Here is a 15,565-nt window from a genome sequence, read left to right as displayed (position 1 = left end):
GCGTCGGGAGCATGAGCCGCCCGCTGCCGGTCGTCGGAGACCTGCTCGCGTTCCAGTCCGATCGGCTCCGCTTCGTCGCGTCGACGCACCGCGACCAGGGCGACGTCGCCCGGTTCCGGCTCGGCCCGTTCCCGGTGTGGCAGCTGGCGCATCCCGACCACGTCCGATCCGTGCTGGTGACCGACGCGGCCGCCTTCCGCAAGGGCATGGTGCTGCAGCGCGCCCGCGTCGTCCTCGGCGACGGCCTGCTGACCGCCGAGGGCGACGTGCACCGTCACCACCGCGACCTCGTGCAGCCGGCGTTCCACTCGCGGCGCATCACCGGGTACGCGTCGGTGATGGCCGACCGGGCCGCGGCCGTGTCCGGCGGGTGGCGGGCGCGGGAGCCGCTGGACGTGCACGCGGCGACGGTCCGGATGACGCTGGACACCGCCGGCACGACGCTGCTCGGCACGTCCGTCGACGTCGGCACCGTCGAGGGGGCGCTGGCCGACCTGCTGAGCGCGTACAAGCTGGCGTTCCTGCCGTTCAGCGAGAAGCTGCAGGGGCTGCCGGTCGGGCCGTTACGGCGGTTGCAGCGCGGGCGGAAGCGGCTGCACGGCCTGGTCGACTCCGTGGTCGCCGAGCGCGTGTCGTCCGGCCGCGACGGCGGCGACCTGCTGTCCGCGCTGGTGCTCGGCGCCGATCGCCTGTCCGACGAGGAACTGCGCGACGAGGCGACGACGCTGCTGCTGGCCGGCCACGAGACGACGGCGAACACACTGGCGTTCGCGCTGCACCTGCTCGCCGTCCACCCGTCGGTGCAGGCGTCGGTGCACGCCGAGGTCGACGGCGTCGGCTCGCCCGGTCCCGATGACGTCGACCGGCTGCCGCTGTGCCGGGCCGTCGTGTCCGAGGCGCTGCGGCTCTACCCGCCGTCGTGGATGATGGGCCGCCAGGCGCTCGTCGAGTACCCGATCGGCTCTCACGTCATCGAGCCCGGCGACCTCGTCGTGCTGCCGCAGTGGGTCGTCCACCACGACGCGCGCTGGTGGCCGCAGCCGTTCTCGTTCGACCCGTCGCGCTGGCTGGGTGACGCCGGGGACCGGCCGCGGTGGGCGTTCTTCCCGTTCGGCGCAGGGCTGCGCCGCTGCATCGGCGAGGGGTTCGCCTGGACCGAGGCCGTGCTGGGGTTGGCGACCGTCGCTCGGCGGTGGCGGCTGCGCCCCGTCCCCGGCCGGCCGCTGCGGCTGGACCCGCTGATCACGCTGCGCCCCCGCGGCGGTCTCTGGCTGATCCCGGAGCCCCGCTGACCCCGCTCGGCCGCGTCGGGGCGGGTGGGTCCGTTGGAGCGTGTTGACGGCGACGCCAATGGTCGGCGCTGGTGTCTGCACGTCCGAACACACCTCCGCTCGCCGGCGGTGCGGGCGCGGGCCGCGGACTCGATAGCGTGGCGGGCATGGATGCGGTGGTCTTCGACCTCGACGGCGTGCTGGTCGACTCCGAGCGGGCGTGGGACGAGGTGCGCAGGGCGGTCGTCGCGGAGTACGGCGGGGCGTGGACCGACGAGGCGACACGGGCGATGCAGGGCATGAGCACGCCCGAGTGGGCCCGCTACCTCGTCGACGAGCTGGGGGCGGCGCTGACGCCCGACGAGGTGGCGAAGGCGGTCGTCGACGAGATGGCCCGCCGCTACGCCGACGCCCCGCCGGTCATCGACGGCGCCGTCGACGCCGTCCGAGCGGTGGCCGCCCGCGGGCCGGTCGGCATCGCCAGCTCGTCGCCGCCGGTGCTGATCGCGTCGTTCCTGTCCTTCGCCGGGCTCACCGACCTGGTGCCGGTCGCGGTGTCCAGCGAGGAGGTCGCCGCCGGCAAGCCCGCCCCGGACGTCTACCTCGAGGCCGCCCGCCGCCTCGGCGTCGATCCCCGGCGCGCCGCCGCCGTCGAGGACTCCACCAACGGCCTGCGGTCGGCCCATGCCGCCGGCATGACGGTCGTCGCCGTGCCGAACCCGCACTTCCCGCCCGACCCGGCCGTCGTCGCCGCGACCGCCACCACCGTCCTCGACGACATCACCGCGCTGCCGGCGGCCCTGCGCAACCTCTAGCCCACCAGCACCTGGGTGACCGGGAGCGAGGAGTCGGAGGCGAAGTCCAGCGACGACGGAGGCAGGTCGCGCTCGACGACGGCGGCGCCCAGGGCCGCGATCATGGCGCCGTTGTCGGTGCACAGCGAGAAGCGCGGCTGACGCAGCTCGATGCCGGCCGCGGCGCAGCGCTCGCGGGTGAGATCGCGCAGCCGGGCGTTCGCCGCCACGCCGCCGGCGAGGACCATCGTCGAGATGCCACGCTCCTGGCAGGCCAGCACGGCCTTGCGGGTGAGCACGTCGGCGACGGCCTCCTGGAAGCCGGCCGCGACGTCGGCGACCGGCACCGCCCGGCCCTCGCGTTCGGCGGTCTCGACCCAGCGGGCGACCGCCGTCTTGAGGCCGGAGAAGGAGAAGTCGTAGCGGTGCCGCTCGAGGTCGCGCCGGCTGGTGAGGCCGCGCGGGAACCGGATGGCCGCGGGGTCGCCCTCGAGGGCGGCCCGCTGGATGTTCGGCCCGCCCGGGTACTTCAGCCCGATCAGCCTGGCGACCTTGTCGAACGCCTCGCCGGCGGCGTCGTCGAGGGTCTGGCCGAGCAGGGTCGCCGACGTCGCGATGTCCTCGACCAGCAGGATCTCCGTGTGGCCGCCGGACACCAGCAGCGCGACGACCGGCTCGGTCAGCGGGCCGTTCTCGAGCTGCTCCGCCGCCACGTGCCCGACCAGGTGGTTGACGCCGAAGAGGGGCTTGTCCAGCGCGACGGCGAGCGCCTTGGCGGCGGACACCCCCACCATCAGCGCACCGGCCAGCCCTGGACCAGCGGTGACGGCGACCGCGTCGACGTCGGCCAGGCCCACCCCGGCCTCGGAGAGGGCGCGCCGCAGGGTCGGCACCATCGCCTCGAGGTGCGCCCGGCTGGCCACCTCCGGGACGACGCCACCGAAGCGGACGTGCTCGTCGACGGAACTGGCGACGGCGTTGGCGAGCAGCGTGGTGCCGCGCACCAGGCCGACGCCGGTCTCGTCGCAGGAGGTCTCGATGCCGAGGATCAGGGGCTGGTCGCTCACGCCGATGATTATCGCTCCGCTTCCGCCGCGGCCCGCAGCCACTTCCGCAGGACCAGTCCGTCACGGCCGCCGCCGTAGTACTTGCGCCGCACGGCGATCCGCTCGAAGCCGTGCCGCGCGTAGAACGTCTTCGCCGGCTCGTTGTCGGCCCGCACGTCGAGCAGCAGCTCGACGGCGCCGCGGCGGCGGGCCTCGGCCTCCATCGCCGTCATCAGGACCGTGCCGACGCCGCCGCGCTGGTGGGCGGGCGCGACGGCGATGGTCATGACGTCCGCGGGGTCGCCGGCGAGGACCGGCACCTGCAGTCCCGCATAGCCGACGACCTCGTCGCCGGCCTCGGCGACGACGTACCAGCGGGTCTCCGGGACACCGGACAGCTCGGAGCGGAACTGCTCCGCCGACCACGGCGGGTCACCGGCGAACAGCTCCTGTTCCAGCGGCACGACGACGTCGAGGTCCTGCTCGCGCATCGGCCGCAGCACGACCGTCACCGTGCGAGGACGCTCTTCCGCGCGCTCGGCGGCGTGGCGTCGGGACGGCGCAGGTAGAGCGGGTCGGGCGGGAGGATCTCGACGGCCTGCGTCGCGACGGCCGCGGCGAGCTGCGCGGCGGACGGGTACTCGGGGTCGAGCGCACGGGCGAAGGCGTCGGGGTAGAGCCGGGCGCCGGCTCCGGCGGCGGGCAGCCGCGCCGGGAGTTCGGCGGCCGGGCCGACGTCGGGGCCGGCGGTGCGAACGCCGCCGGCGTCGTACGTGGCCCAGTAGACCTCGCGGCGACGGGCGTCGGTGGCGACGGCGAACGGCTCACCCGGCGGGTTCGTGGCCCGCACGCCGTACGCGAGCACGTCGAGGCTGCAGACGCCGTGGACCGGCAGCTCGAGGACGGCGCCCATGGTGCGCGCCGCCGCCAGGCCGACTCGCAGGCCGGTGAACGGCCCCGGCCCGGCGCCGACGGCCAGCTCGGTGAGATCGCGGCGTCCGACGCCGGCCTCGGCCAGCACGGACGTCACCAACGGCATCAGCAGCTCGGTGTGCCGGCGGGGGTCGACGGTGGTCGCCTCGGCCAGCACCCGCTCGCCGTCGTGCAGGGCGACGGTCACCGCGGGCGTCGACGTGTCCAGGGCGAGCAACAGCACCTGGTCACCCTACGCCCGCGCCGGCCACCTCACCCAGTTCGGGTGACCTGCGCGCGGCCGGGCGGACCGAGGCTGGTGGCCCATGACCGCTTCGTCCAGCGGTGGCCGGATGGCGCCGCTCGTCATGGTGTCGATGATCCTGGCCGTCTCCATGTCGTTCATCGACCAGACCATCGTCGCGATCGCGTCGCCGGAGCTGCAGCGCGATCTCGGCCTCACCAGCAACCAGGGCGAATGGGTGATCAACGCCTACCTGGTCGCGCTGGCCGCGACGTTCGCGCTGGGCGGGCGGGTCGCCGACGCCTGGGGACGGCGGCGCATGGTGCTGGTCGGCGTCGCCGGGTTCGCCGTCACCTCGGCGTTGTGCGGTGCCACGCCGGACACCTCCTGGGCCGAGGCGTGGCTGATCACGGCACGGACCGCCCAGGGGGTGTTCGCGGCGGTGCTGCTGCCCGCGGCCATCTCCATCATCTACGGCAGCGCGTCGCCCGAGCGGCGGGGCCGGTCGATGGCGATGTTCTTCGGCCTCACCGGGGCGTTCACGGCGTTGGGTCCGATCCTGGGCAGCTACCTGCTGGAATGGTCGTGGCGCACGATCTTCTGGATCAACCTGCCGGTCGCGGCGGCGGCGCTGGTCACCATCGTGCTGGCGCCGATCACCGGGGAGCGCCGGCCCGGCCGGATCGACTGGCCCGGCGCGGCCCTCGTGGCCGCCGGCATGGCGCTGAGCGTGATCGGGTTCTCGGAGGCCACCACGTGGGGCTGGGACGACGTCCGGACCTGGGCGTGCATCGTCGTCGGGGCGGGGCTGCTGGTGCTGTTCGCCGTCGTCGAGCGGCGCCGTCCGACCCCGCTGATCCGCCTGGACATCTTCCGCCAGCGCGGCTTCCGGGTCGACTCGGGCGTGCTGTTCCTCGCCATGGTGGCGTTCGTCCCGGTGTCCTACTTCCTCAGCGTGTATTCCGCGGTGTCACTCGGCCTGGACGCGTCCGGCGCCAGCACCCTGTTGCTCCTGTACTTCCTCGGCTTCCTCCTCGCCGCGCAGGTCGGCGGGCGCATCTTCGACTCCCGGGGCGCGAAGCCGACGATCCTGCTCGGCTGCGTCGTCGGCATCGCCGGCTACGTCTGGTGGGCGACCCAGGTCACGACGCTGGACGGCAGCGCCCAGCACCATCCGCTGCTGCTGGCCGGCGCCGGGATCGGTTTCCTCCTCGGCCCGTCCAGCGCCGACGCGGTGAGCCGCACCCACGACGCGTCGTACGGCGAGGTCACCGGCATCAACCAGACGATCCGCAACTACGGGTCCGCGCTCGGCTTCGCGGTGCTGGGGACGCTGGCCACGCACGTGTTCACCGACCGGTTCGCGTCCTCGCTGGTCGGCCTGGGCGTGGGCAGGGACTCCGCCGACGAGCTGGCCCGGCAGGCCGCCAGCAGCGGCGGCGGCAGCCGCGACCTGAGCTCGGTGCCGGCCTCGGTGCGCGGAGCGGTCGAGGACGCCGTCGCCCGGGACTTCGCGCTGGGTATGCGCGCCGTGCTGATCGCCATGGCCGTGGCGCTCGCCGCCGCGTTCGTCGTCGCGCTGCGCCATCCCGGCGACCGCCCGGCCCAGGAGGACGCGGCCGCGGCCGACCGCGTCGCCGCCACCCCGGAATCGTCGAAGGGGGGTCGCCGATGACCGTCGAACCGACGTCCACACCGGCCGCCGAGCCGGTGCCGTCGTGGGTCTACCCGCCCGGCGGGTTCACGGCCGAGACGTTTCTGAAGCTCGAAGGACTGCCGGAGCGCACCCAGCTGATCGACGGGAGCCTCGTCTTCGTGAGCCCGCAGACGAACTGGCACGCGCGTGTCGCCGAGCTCCTCCTCGACGAGCTCGCCCGGCAGGCGCCACCGGAGCTGCGCGCCGACCGCGCGATGGCCGTGCGGCTGGCGGTGCGCCAGGTGCCGCAGCCCGACGTCCTGGTCGTCTCGGCCACGGCGCACGACCGTGAACAGCCGCTCGCCTTCTACCACCCCGCCGACGTGGTGCTGGCGGTCGAGGTGGTGTCGGCCGACTCCGTCGAGCGTGATCGCGACACGCTGCCGCGCCGCTACGCCGCCGCCGGCATCAAGCACTTCTGGCGGGTCGAGAACGAGGACCGCCGGGCCGTCGTGTACACGTACGGGCTCGATCCGGCGACGAAGACCTACGGGCTCACCGGCATTCATCACAACCGGATGGTCCACGCGGTGCCGTACGCCGTCGAGATCGACCTGACGATGGTCAACGCCCTGGACGACCGTCAGTCGACGACGACGCCGAGCTGAGCGAGCAGCCGCGAGGCCTGCTCGGCGGAGATCGTGGCGCCGGACAGCAGGTGCGCCTCCTGCCAGGAGAAGTCGCCGAGGTCGGCGCCGCGCAGGTCGGCGCCGTCCAGTTCGGCGCCCCGCAGCACCACGCCGCGCAGCCGCGAGTCGGTCCAGACGGTGTCGCGCAGGTCGGCGGCGGCCAGCACCGCGTCGTCCATGCGCAGGCCGTCGAGTTCCTGGCCGCGCAGGCTGATGCCGGACAGCCCGGCCAGCATGAGGTTGCAGCGCCTGAACGTGGCGCCGAGGCCCCGCGACTCGTCGAGCCGGGCACCGACCATGCGGCAGCCCGTGAACCCGGTGCCCGCGATCAGGGTGTCGCGCCAGGTCGTGTTGGCGAGGTCGACACCCTCGAAGGTGGCGTCGGAGAGGTCGGCCCGGGAGAAGTCGGCCTTCGGCGCCGCGCCGCCCTTCCACACCGAGCCGTCGAGTTCGGCGCGGCCGAACCCGGCGCCGTCCATGGTGCAGGACTCGAACGTCGCGCCGATCAGCGCGGCGCGGGTCAGCCGCGCCTCGGTGAGGTCGCAGCGGCGGAACACCCGCGGCGCCGGACCGGGTGGTTCCAGCAGCTCGGTGAGGTCGCGTCCGGCGAGGTCGGCGTCCTCGACGTCGGCCCCGCCGGCCAGCAGCGCGGCCAGTTCGTCGTCGGTGAGCGGGCGTCGGTCGGTCACGGCCGCACCACGGGCGCCAGCGCCGCCTCGTCCCAGCGCTCGCCGACGGCGCGGACGTGCACGTGCCGGACCTCGGCGCCCTCGGGCGCCGAGCCGTCGCCGCCGTGCGAACGGTCGATGTGGATCTCGAGCCGGTCGCCGGCCAGGCCCTCGGCGACGCCCTCGCCCCACTCGACCAGCGTGACCGCTTCGTCGAGGGTCGCCTCGAGGTCGATGTCCTCGAGCTCGTCCCAGCCGCCGAGCCGGTAGGCGTCGACGTGCACCAGCGGCGGGCCGTCGACCAGCGACGGGTGCACGCGCGCGATGACGAACGTCGGCGACGTGACGGGGCCGCGCACACCGAGCCCCGCGCCCACCCCCTGCGCGAGCGTCGTCTTGCCCGCCCCCAGGTCGCCGCCGAGCAGTACGAGGTCGCCGGCCCGCAGCACCCCCGCGAGCCGCTCGCCCAGCGCCGTCATGGAGTCGGCGTCGGGGACGTCGAGGTCGATCACCGCTAGTCCTCCTTGCGCCGCCGGCGGACCGACGCGATGCGGCTGCTCAGCCGCCGCGGCCGGCCGCCGCGGCGGGTTCGGTCGATCAGTGTGCGCAATGCCTCGGTGACCACCTCGTGCCGTTCCAGCAGCACCATGTGCCCGGCGTCGGTGGCCTCGATGTACTCGACGTCGATCAGCGCGTCCGCGAGATCGCGGCTGTGCTGGACCGGCGTCATCTGGTCGTGCTCGCCGCCGACGACGAGCACCGGGATCTTCGCCAGCACGGGGATGGCGCCGGCGGCGTCCAGCTCGCCGAAGAGCGGGAAGAACCTCGCGACGACGTCGATCGGGACGTCTGCGTTCATGATGGCGGTGAACTCGACCAGCTTCGGTGAGCCGCCCTCGGCGAACGCGTAGCGCCTGGTCAGCACATAGGCGAGGTCGCTGCCCATCTTGCGGCCGCGCTCGACCAGCTCGGGCTTGCGCGCCAGGATCGAGACGGCGGCCGGCGCGGCGCGGCCGGCCAGCCGGCCGAGATAGCCGGGCAGGCCGAGCCCGGAGACGTCGATGGTCTGGCCGCTGGTCGCGATGAGCGCCGCGGCGACGATGCGCTTGCCGAACAGCTCCGGCCGGGCCTCGGCCAGCGCCTGCACCGTCATGCCGCCCATGGAGTGCCCGATCAGCACGATCGGCCCCTTCGGCACGATCTCGTCGATCACCTGGCCGAGGTCGGCGCCGAGCCGCCGGAAGGACAGCTCGCCGTCGTCGGGCAACGGGCCGGAGCGGCCGTGCCCGCGCTGGTCCCAGAACACCAGCCGGGCGGTGCCGCGCAGGTCGCGCCGCTGGAAGTGCCAGGCGTCCATGGTCAGCGCGAAGCCGTGGCAGAACACCAGCGTCGGGGCATCGGATTCGTCGGCGTCGTCGATCTCGACGTGGAGGTCGACGCCGTCGTCGGTGGTGACGGTGCGCGCGGCACCGCGCAGCGACCCGAACGGCTCGTCGGCGTAGGGGTCGTCCTTCTTCAGCGACCGGCCCATGACGTAGCGCTCGGCGGCGAACCCGACGGCCGCGCCGGCCGTGGCCACGCCGACCCAGGCACCGATCAGGCCGGCCGTGCGCCCCGCCGCGACCAGCCTGCTCACAGCGCCCCGTTGACGTAGACGCGGGGCAGGCGCGGCGCGAACCGGGTGACGATCTCGTAGGAGATGGTGCCCGCGGCGTCGGCCCAGTCCTGTGCCGTGGGCTCGCCTGCCGCGGCGTCGCCGAACAGCACCACCTCGTCGCCCGCGCTGACGTCGTCGTCGCGCAGATCGACGACGAACTGGTCCATGCACACCCGGCCGGCCACACGGCGGGTGACCCCGCGCACCAGCACCGGCCCGCCCGGACCGGCGGAGCCGCCGGACGCGTGCCGCGGGACGCCGTCGGCGTACCCGAGCGGCACCAGCCCCAGGGTGGACTCGCGGTCGGTGACGTAGAGGTGGCCGTAGGACACGCCCTGACCGGCCGGAACCCGCTTGACCAGCGTCAGCCGGGCCCGCACCGACATGGCCGGCCGCAGCCCGACGTCGGCCGGCGCGGCCTGCTGGGGCACCGGCGACAGGCCGTAGGTGGCCAGCCCGGGGCGGACGAGGTCGAGGTGGGAGTCGCGCAGGGTCAGGGTGGCGGCGGAGTTGGCGAGGTGCCGCACCTCGGGCCGGACACCGCGCGACTCGGCCAGCGCGGCGGCATCGCGGAACGCGGCCAGCTGCTGAGCGTTGGCGGGGTGGGCGGGTTCGTCGGCGCAGGCCAGGTGCGACCACAGGCCCACGACCTCGACCAGCCCCTCGGCCTGGGCCTTCAGCGCGTCGTCGACCACCGTGGGCCACTCGGCCAGCGGCGCGCCGGACCGGCCCAGCCCGGTGTCGGCCTTGAGATGCACCCGAGCGGTGCGGCCGGTCTCGCGCGCGGCGGCGGCGATCTCGGCGACCGCCCACGGCGCCGACGCGGAGACGTCGACGTCGGCCGCCAGGGCGTCGGCCCACCGTTCGCCGGGCGCGGACAGCCAGGCCAGGAGGCGTCCGCCGATGCCGGCGGCCCGCAGGGCCAGTGCCTCGGCCAGCGTGGCGGTGCCCAGCCAGGAGGCGCCGCCGGCCTGTGCCGCGCGCGCCGACGGGACCAGCCCGTGGCCGTACGCGTCGCCCTTGACCACCGCCATGACCTGCGCGGGAGCGGCACGGACGGCGAGCTCGGCGACGTTGTCGCGGATGGCGGCGAGGTCGACCCGCACCTCCGCGTGCGGCACGGGCCCGGGGCCGTATTGGTGGGTCACCACGTCCCCGATTGTGTCAGCCGCCGCCGACAACGCCGCGCAGGGACCGCAGCACGGCCGGCAGTTCGCTCAGGACGTCGCCGGCGCTCGGGTACCCGGACCCGGCCGCCGCGCGTTGCCCGGCGAGGCCGTGTGCGTAGGCCGCCATGCTGCCCGCGTCGAACGGCGACAGCCCGCCGGCCAGCAACGATCCCGCCAGCCCGGCCAGCACGTCGCCGGTTCCGGCGGCCGCCAGCGCGGACGTCCCGGTCGGGTTGACCCGCACCCGGCCGTCCGGCGCCGCCACCACCGTCGTCGACCCCTTGAGCAGCACGACCGCGTTCCACCGCTGGGCCGCCCGGCGTGCGTGGTGCAGCCGGCGCGCCTCGACCTCGGTCCGTTCGACGTCGAGCAGCCGGGCCAGCTCGCCTGCGTGCGGCGTCAGCAGCGCCGGGCCGGAGAACCGGTCCGGCAGCCAGCGCAGGCCGTCGGCGTCGACCAGGACCGGCAGCCCGGCGCCCAGGACCGCGCCGACGTCGGCCGCGCGTCCGTCGCCCAGCCCGGACCCGACGGTCCACGCCTGCACCCGCCCGACGGCGTCCGGCGACGGCCCGGCGATCGCCTCGGGCCAGCGCTCACGCACCTCGCCGGCCACGGCGTCCGGCCCGGCGTAGCGGACCATGCCGGCGCCGCCGTGCAGCGCGCCACCGGTCGCCAGCACCGCGGCGCCGGGGAACTGCCCGGAGCCGGCCAGGACGCCGACGACGCCGCGGGAGTACTTGTCCGACTCGCGGCCGGGATCGGGCAGCAGCGCCGCGACGTCGGCGGCCTCGAGCACCGTCAGCCGCGGCTCCGGCAGGTACGGCCCGAGCCCGATGTCGACCGGGTGCACGACGCCGGCCGCGGCGGCCGCCGGGTCGACGACCAACGCGGCCTTGCCGGTGCCGAACGTCACGGTGTGGTCGGCGACCACGTGGTCGCCGGGGGTCTCGCCGGTGTCCGGGTCGACGCCGCTGGGCAGATCGACGGCGACGACGGCGCCGGCGGTCCGGCCCGCGCGCAGCAGTGCCGCCAGCTCGGCCGCGTCGCCCCGCAGGCCGCCTCGCCCGCCGATGCCGAGCATGCCGTCGAGCACGAGTTCGGCGTCGGCGAGCGCGACCGGCACCTCGTCGCCGGCCACGACGCGCCCGCCGGCGGCCCGGAACGCCGCCAGCCCCTCCGCGTGCGCCTTCTCCGGGTTCAGCAGGACGGTGTCGGCGTGCGCGCCCCGGCGGGCCAGCCTGGCGCCGGCCCAGAGCGCGTCGCCGCCGTTGTTGCCGCCGCCGGCCAGCACGACCACCCGCGCGCCGTAGACCCCGCCGAGCAGCCCTGCGCAGACCGTCACCAGGCCCGCCACCGCCCGCTGCATGAGTGCGCCGTCGGGCAGCCGGGCCATCAGCGCCTCCTCGGCGGCGCGGATCTCCTCGACGGTGTGGACGGCGATCACCGTCCGGCCCCTTCCAGGATGACGATGGCCGACGCGACCCCGGCATCGTGCGACAGCGACAGGTGCACGGTCTCGACGTGCAACTGCCGGCAGCGGGCCTCGACCGTCCCGCGCACCTCGAACCAGGGCCGGCCGTCGTCGTCGCTGACCACCTCGGCGTCGTGCCACAGCAGGCCCTTCGGCGCGCCGAGCGCCTTGGCCAGCGCCTCCTTGGCGGCGAACCGGGCGGCCTGCGACGCGATGGACCGGGCCCGCTCGGCCGGCGTGAAGACGCGGACGGCCAGCCGCGGCGTCCGCTCCAGCGTCTCGGCGAACCGCCGCACGTCGACGACGTCGATTCCCACGCCCACGATCACCTGACACACCCTAGACCGCCACCGCCGGGCGTTCCGCATGCCGATACGGCGCGCTCGACCTACACTCGCGCCTATGGGCGAATTGACTCTCGTGGGCGGATTGGCCGGCGAGCACGTCGTCCTGCGCCCCGTCGCCGCCGATGACGTGCCGATGCTGCTGCACATCATCAGCACGCCCGAGGTCAAGCAGTGGTGGGATCCGACCGGCCTGGGCGAGGGCTGGCTGCTCGAGGACAGCTCGACGACGCGGTACACGATCCTGGCCGGACGGCGCATCGCCGGGCTGATCCAGTACTGGGAGGTCGACAACCCGCGCGACCGCCACGCGGGCATGGAGATCCTGCTCGACCCCGACCTCCACGGCCGGGGTCTGGGCCGCGAGGCCGTCGGCACGCTGGCCCGGCACCTGTTCGACGCCTGCGACCACCACCGCATCGTCGTCGCGACCGCCGCGACCAACGAGGTCGCGATCCGCTGTTACGCGGCCGTCGGCTTCCGCCCGGTGGGCATGCTGACCGGCCGCGACGGCTTCGTCATGGACCTCCTGTCCAGCGACTTCGCCTGAGAGCAGCCGTGGTGTCCGCCTGCTGAGATTGCACGGCGACTCGGGAGCCACCACGAGGCGTTCTCCCGCTCCACGAGGCCTGCATGCCCGGTGGAGCGGGAGAACGCCTAGTGAAGTACGCGATCGTTGATGATCATCGTTGTCCACCGGTAGGGGACGGCGAACGGTACGGGGCCCGCCGCACGACGACAGCCGAGACCGATGGGCCACGCGGCCGCCCCACAGCACCCCGAGAACTACTCGACGGTGACCGACTTCGCCAGGTTCCGCGGCTGATCCACGTCGAAGCCTCTCGCGCTCGCCATTTCGCAGGCGAACACCTGCAGCGGCACCGTCGACACGACCGGCTGCAGCAGCACCGGGCACTCGGGCACGCGGATCAGGTGGTCGGCGTAGGGCACGACGTCCTCGTCGCCCTCTTCGGCGATGACGATGGTGCGGGCGCCGCGCGCGCGGACCTCCTGGATGTTGCTGACGATCTTGTCGTGCAGCACGGAGCGGCCCTTGGGCGACGGGACCACGACGACGATCGGCATGCCCTCCTCGACCAGCGCGATGGGGCCGTGCTTGAGCTCGCCCGCGGCGAAGCCCTCGGCGTGCATGTAGGCGAGCTCCTTGAGCTTGAGCGCGCCTTCGAGTGCCACCGGGTAGCCGACGTGCCGGCCGAGGAACAGGACGGACGTGGCGGAGGAGAGATTGCGGGCCAGTTCGCGCACCGGCTCCATGGTCTCGAGGACGAGGTCGACCTTGGCCGGCAGGTCGGAGAGGTCGCGCACGACGGAGCGGATCTCGTCGCCCCACTTGGTGCCGCGGACCTGGCCGAGGTAGAGGCCGACCAGGAAGCAGGCGATCATCTGCGTGAGGAACGCCTTGGTCGACGCGACGGCGACCTCGGGGCCGGCGTGCGTGTACAGGACGGCGTCGGACTCGCGCGGGATGGTGGAGCCGTTGGTGTTGCAGATGGCCAGCACCCGGGCGCCCTGCTCGCGGGCGTACCGCAGCGCCATCAGGGTGTCCATGGTCTCGCCGGACTGGCTGATCGCGATGACCAGCGTCTGCCGGTCGACGACCGGGTCGCGGTAGCGGAACTCGCTGGCCAGCTCGACCTCGCAGGGGAGCCGGGTCCAGTGTTCGATGGCGTACTTCGCGACCATGCCCGCGTGGTAGGCGGTGCCGCAGGCGACGACGACGACCTTGTCGACCTCGCGCAGTTCCTCGTCGGACAGCCGCATCTCGTCCAGCGACAGCAGGCCGTCCTTGCCGACGCGCCCGAGCAGGGTGTTGGCGACCGCCTTGGGCTGCTCGGCGATCTCCTTGAGCATGAAGTAGTCGTAGCCGTCCTTCTCGGCGGCCGACGCGTCCCAGTCGACGTGGAAGTGCTTCTCCTCGACGGCGTTGCCGAAGAAATCGGTGAGCGTGACGTCGTCGGGGGTGATCTCGACGACCTGGCCGTCGCCGATCTCGAGCGCCTCGCGGGTGTAGGCGATGAACGCGGAGACGTCCGAGGCGAGGAAGTTCTCGCCCTCGCCGATGCCGATGACCAGCGGCGAGTTGCGGCGGGCGGCGACGACGCGGTCAGGGGTGTCGGCGTGGACGGCGAGCAGCGTGAAGGCGCCGTCGAGGCGGCGGCAGACCGTGCGCATGGCGTCGACGAGATCGGACCCCGCGGCGACCTCGGCGGCCAGCAGGTGCGCGACGACCTCGGTGTCGGTCTCGGAGGCGAACCGGACGCCGGAGTCCTCGAGCTCGGCGCGCAGCCGGGCGAAGTTCTCGATGATGCCGTTGTGGATGACGGCGACCCGGCCGGACTCGTCGAGGTGCGGGTGGGCGTTGCGGTCGGTGGGCGAGCCGTGCGTGGCCCAGCGGGTGTGCCCGAGCCCGGTGCCGGACACCGGCAGCGGCCGCTCCTCCAGCGCCTTCTCCAGGTTCACCAGCTTGCCGGCCCGCTTGGCCGAGGCCAGCGCGCCGTCGGCGACGACCGCGACGCCCGCGGAGTCGTAGCCGCGGTACTCGAGCCGGCGCAGCCCCTCGACGACCACGTCGAGCGCCGCGCGATGTCCTGTGTATCCCACGATCCCGCACACGGCGGTCACTGTAACCGCACTCGGCCCCGGATCGCGCATCGCTGGGACAAGTCGGCGAGAATGAGGGCCATCATGACTGTTGTCCGCGACTCCTCACCGTTCGTCGACCTGTCCCGCGCCGACTGGGCGCGGCTGCGTGACGAGACCCCGCTGTCGCTGACCGCGGCGGAGCTCGAGGAACTGCGCGGGCTGGGCGACGCCGTCGACCTCGACGAGGTGCGCGACGTCTACCTCCCGCTGTCGCGCCTGCTCAACCTGCGGTTCCGGGCCGCGGCCCGGCTGCACGAGGCGACGACGACGTTCCTCGGCGGGTTCGCCGAGCGCACCCCGTTCGTCATCGGCATCGCCGGCTCGGTCGCGGTCGGGAAGTCGACGACGGCGCGGCTGCTGCGGGTGCTGCTGGCCCGGTGGTCCGAACATCCCCGGGTGGCATTGGTCACGACCGACGGCTTCCTGCTGCCCAACGCGGAGCTGCAGCGACGCGGCCTCATGCAGCGCAAGGGGTTCCCGGAGTCCTACGACCGCCGTGCCCTGCTGCGGTTCGTGACGGCGGTGAAGTCCGGCGAGCAGGTGGTCGAGGCGCCGGTGTACTCGCACCTGACGTACGACATCGTCGACGGCGGGCACATCGCCGTCGAGCGGCCGGACATCCTGCTCATCGAGGGCCTCAACGTCCTGCAGCCGGCCCGGCCCCGCCCCGACGGCGTCGCCGGCCTGGCGGTCAGCGACTTCTTCGACTTCTCGTTGTACGTCGACGCGTCGCCGAAGGACATCCGCCGCTGGTACGTCGAGCGGTTCCTGCGGCTGCGCGAGACGGCGTTCCAGCGGCCGGAGTCCTACTTCCGCCGCTACGGCGACCTCGACCACGACGCCGCCGTCACCCAGGCCGAGCAGCTCTGGGACACCATCAACGGGCCCAACCTCGCCCAGAACATCCTGCCCACGCGCGGCCGGGCCACGCTGACGCTGACCAAGGGCGCGGACCACTCGGTACAGCGCATCAGGCTGCGCAAGATCTGACCGCCGGCGG

At 74.1% G+C, this 15,565-nt stretch carries 16 protein-coding genes; 6 read left to right on the top strand and 10 right to left on the bottom strand.

Annotation, left to right across the window (positions count from 1 at the left end):
- Positions 1 to 11 precede the first annotated feature (11 nt).
- Both DZA62_RS01890 and DZA62_RS01885 read left to right on the top strand, forming a co-directional pair.
- Positions 12 to 1,292: a cytochrome P450 gene (locus tag DZA62_RS01890; protein WP_116947069.1), complete on the top strand. Its 1,281-nt coding sequence runs from the start codon at positions 12 to 14 to the stop codon at positions 1,290 to 1,292.
- 146 nt (positions 1,293 to 1,438) lie between these two features.
- Positions 1,439 to 2,086 (top strand): HAD family hydrolase, encoded by a 648-nt coding sequence (locus DZA62_RS01885; RefSeq protein WP_116947068.1) that lies wholly within the window; start codon positions 1,439 to 1,441, stop codon positions 2,084 to 2,086.
- On the opposite strand, the gene tsaD is transcribed toward DZA62_RS01885, so the two are convergent.
- The 3 genes from tsaD to tsaB are packed head-to-tail and all read right to left on the bottom strand — an operon-like array spanning position 2,083 to position 4,267.
- Positions 2,083 to 3,132, bottom strand: coding sequence for a tRNA (adenosine(37)-N6)-threonylcarbamoyltransferase complex transferase subunit TsaD (gene tsaD / locus DZA62_RS01880; protein ID WP_116947067.1), 1,050 nt, complete (start codon positions 3,130 to 3,132; stop codon positions 2,083 to 2,085). The two genes, DZA62_RS01885 and tsaD, sit on opposite strands and share 4 nt — an antisense overlap.
- A gap of 8 nt (positions 3,133 to 3,140) precedes the next feature.
- The gene (gene rimI / locus DZA62_RS01875) at positions 3,141 to 3,623 is read right to left on the bottom strand and encodes a ribosomal protein S18-alanine N-acetyltransferase (protein ID WP_232827217.1); all 483 of its coding nucleotides are present in this window, start codon (positions 3,621 to 3,623) and stop codon (positions 3,141 to 3,143) included.
- Positions 3,620 to 4,267, bottom strand: coding sequence for a tRNA (adenosine(37)-N6)-threonylcarbamoyltransferase complex dimerization subunit type 1 TsaB (gene tsaB, locus DZA62_RS01870; protein ID WP_116947066.1), 648 nt, complete (start codon positions 4,265 to 4,267; stop codon positions 3,620 to 3,622). The genes rimI and tsaB overlap by 4 nt, the downstream gene beginning before the upstream one ends.
- 82 nt (positions 4,268 to 4,349) lie before the next feature.
- Between tsaB and DZA62_RS01865 the strand changes: the two genes are divergently transcribed.
- Both DZA62_RS01865 and DZA62_RS01860 read left to right on the top strand, forming a co-directional pair.
- A complete protein-coding gene (locus tag DZA62_RS01865; protein ID WP_198663316.1) occupies positions 4,350 to 5,942 on the top strand; it encodes an MFS transporter in 1,593 nt (530 codons plus the stop codon).
- Positions 5,939 to 6,571 (top strand): Uma2 family endonuclease, encoded by a 633-nt coding sequence (locus DZA62_RS01860; protein ID WP_116947064.1) that lies wholly within the window; start codon positions 5,939 to 5,941, stop codon positions 6,569 to 6,571. Before DZA62_RS01865 ends, DZA62_RS01860 begins: the two co-directional genes overlap by 4 nt.
- Here the strand turns inward: DZA62_RS01860 and DZA62_RS01855 are convergent.
- The 6 genes from DZA62_RS01855 to DZA62_RS01830 are packed head-to-tail and all read right to left on the bottom strand — an operon-like array spanning position 6,547 to position 11,886.
- On the bottom strand, positions 6,547 to 7,281 hold the full coding sequence (locus DZA62_RS01855) for a pentapeptide repeat-containing protein (protein ID WP_198663315.1): 735 nt from the start codon (positions 7,279 to 7,281) through the stop codon (positions 6,547 to 6,549). The two genes, DZA62_RS01860 and DZA62_RS01855, sit on opposite strands and share 25 nt — an antisense overlap.
- Positions 7,278 to 7,769 carry a tRNA (adenosine(37)-N6)-threonylcarbamoyltransferase complex ATPase subunit type 1 TsaE gene (gene tsaE, locus DZA62_RS01850; protein WP_408618052.1) on the bottom strand — a complete coding sequence of 164 codons (492 nt, stop codon included), beginning with the start codon at positions 7,767 to 7,769 and terminating at the stop codon, positions 7,278 to 7,280. The genes DZA62_RS01855 and tsaE overlap by 4 nt, the downstream gene beginning before the upstream one ends.
- A gap of 5 nt (positions 7,770 to 7,774) precedes the next feature.
- A complete protein-coding gene (locus DZA62_RS01845) occupies positions 7,775 to 8,896 on the bottom strand; it encodes an alpha/beta fold hydrolase (protein ID WP_116947063.1) in 1,122 nt (373 codons plus the stop codon).
- The gene (gene alr / locus DZA62_RS01840; protein ID WP_232827215.1) at positions 8,893 to 10,068 is read right to left on the bottom strand and encodes an alanine racemase; all 1,176 of its coding nucleotides are present in this window, start codon (positions 10,066 to 10,068) and stop codon (positions 8,893 to 8,895) included. Before alr ends, DZA62_RS01845 begins: the two co-directional genes overlap by 4 nt.
- A gap of 13 nt (positions 10,069 to 10,081) precedes the next feature.
- The gene (locus DZA62_RS01835) at positions 10,082 to 11,530 is read right to left on the bottom strand and encodes an NAD(P)H-hydrate dehydratase (RefSeq protein WP_116947061.1); all 1,449 of its coding nucleotides are present in this window, start codon (positions 11,528 to 11,530) and stop codon (positions 10,082 to 10,084) included.
- The gene (locus DZA62_RS01830; RefSeq protein ID WP_116947060.1) at positions 11,527 to 11,886 is read right to left on the bottom strand and encodes a holo-ACP synthase; all 360 of its coding nucleotides are present in this window, start codon (positions 11,884 to 11,886) and stop codon (positions 11,527 to 11,529) included. The genes DZA62_RS01835 and DZA62_RS01830 overlap by 4 nt, the downstream gene beginning before the upstream one ends.
- A gap of 73 nt (positions 11,887 to 11,959) precedes the next feature.
- Between DZA62_RS01830 and DZA62_RS01825 the strand changes: the two genes are divergently transcribed.
- On the top strand, positions 11,960 to 12,451 hold the full coding sequence (locus DZA62_RS01825; protein ID WP_116947059.1) for a GNAT family N-acetyltransferase: 492 nt from the start codon (positions 11,960 to 11,962) through the stop codon (positions 12,449 to 12,451).
- A gap of 236 nt (positions 12,452 to 12,687) precedes the next feature.
- Here the strand turns inward: DZA62_RS01825 and glmS are convergent, their stop codons facing one another.
- A complete protein-coding gene (gene glmS / locus DZA62_RS01820; RefSeq protein ID WP_116947521.1) occupies positions 12,688 to 14,535 on the bottom strand; it encodes a glutamine--fructose-6-phosphate transaminase (isomerizing) in 1,848 nt (615 codons plus the stop codon).
- Positions 14,536 to 14,607: 72 nt separating this feature from the next.
- Here glmS and coaA point away from each other — a divergent pair, with 72 nt between their 5' ends.
- Positions 14,608 to 15,555: a type I pantothenate kinase gene (gene coaA, locus DZA62_RS01815; RefSeq protein ID WP_232827214.1), complete on the top strand. Its 948-nt coding sequence runs from the start codon at positions 14,608 to 14,610 to the stop codon at positions 15,553 to 15,555.
- Positions 15,556 to 15,565 lie beyond the last annotated feature (10 nt).

Source organism: Jiangella endophytica (genome assembly GCF_003427025.1).
GTDB classification, from domain to species: domain Bacteria; phylum Actinomycetota; class Actinomycetes; order Jiangellales; family Jiangellaceae; genus Jiangella; species Jiangella endophytica.
The sequence above is the reverse complement of the archived record's forward strand: the minus strand, read 5'-3'. Positions and strand labels throughout refer to the sequence as shown.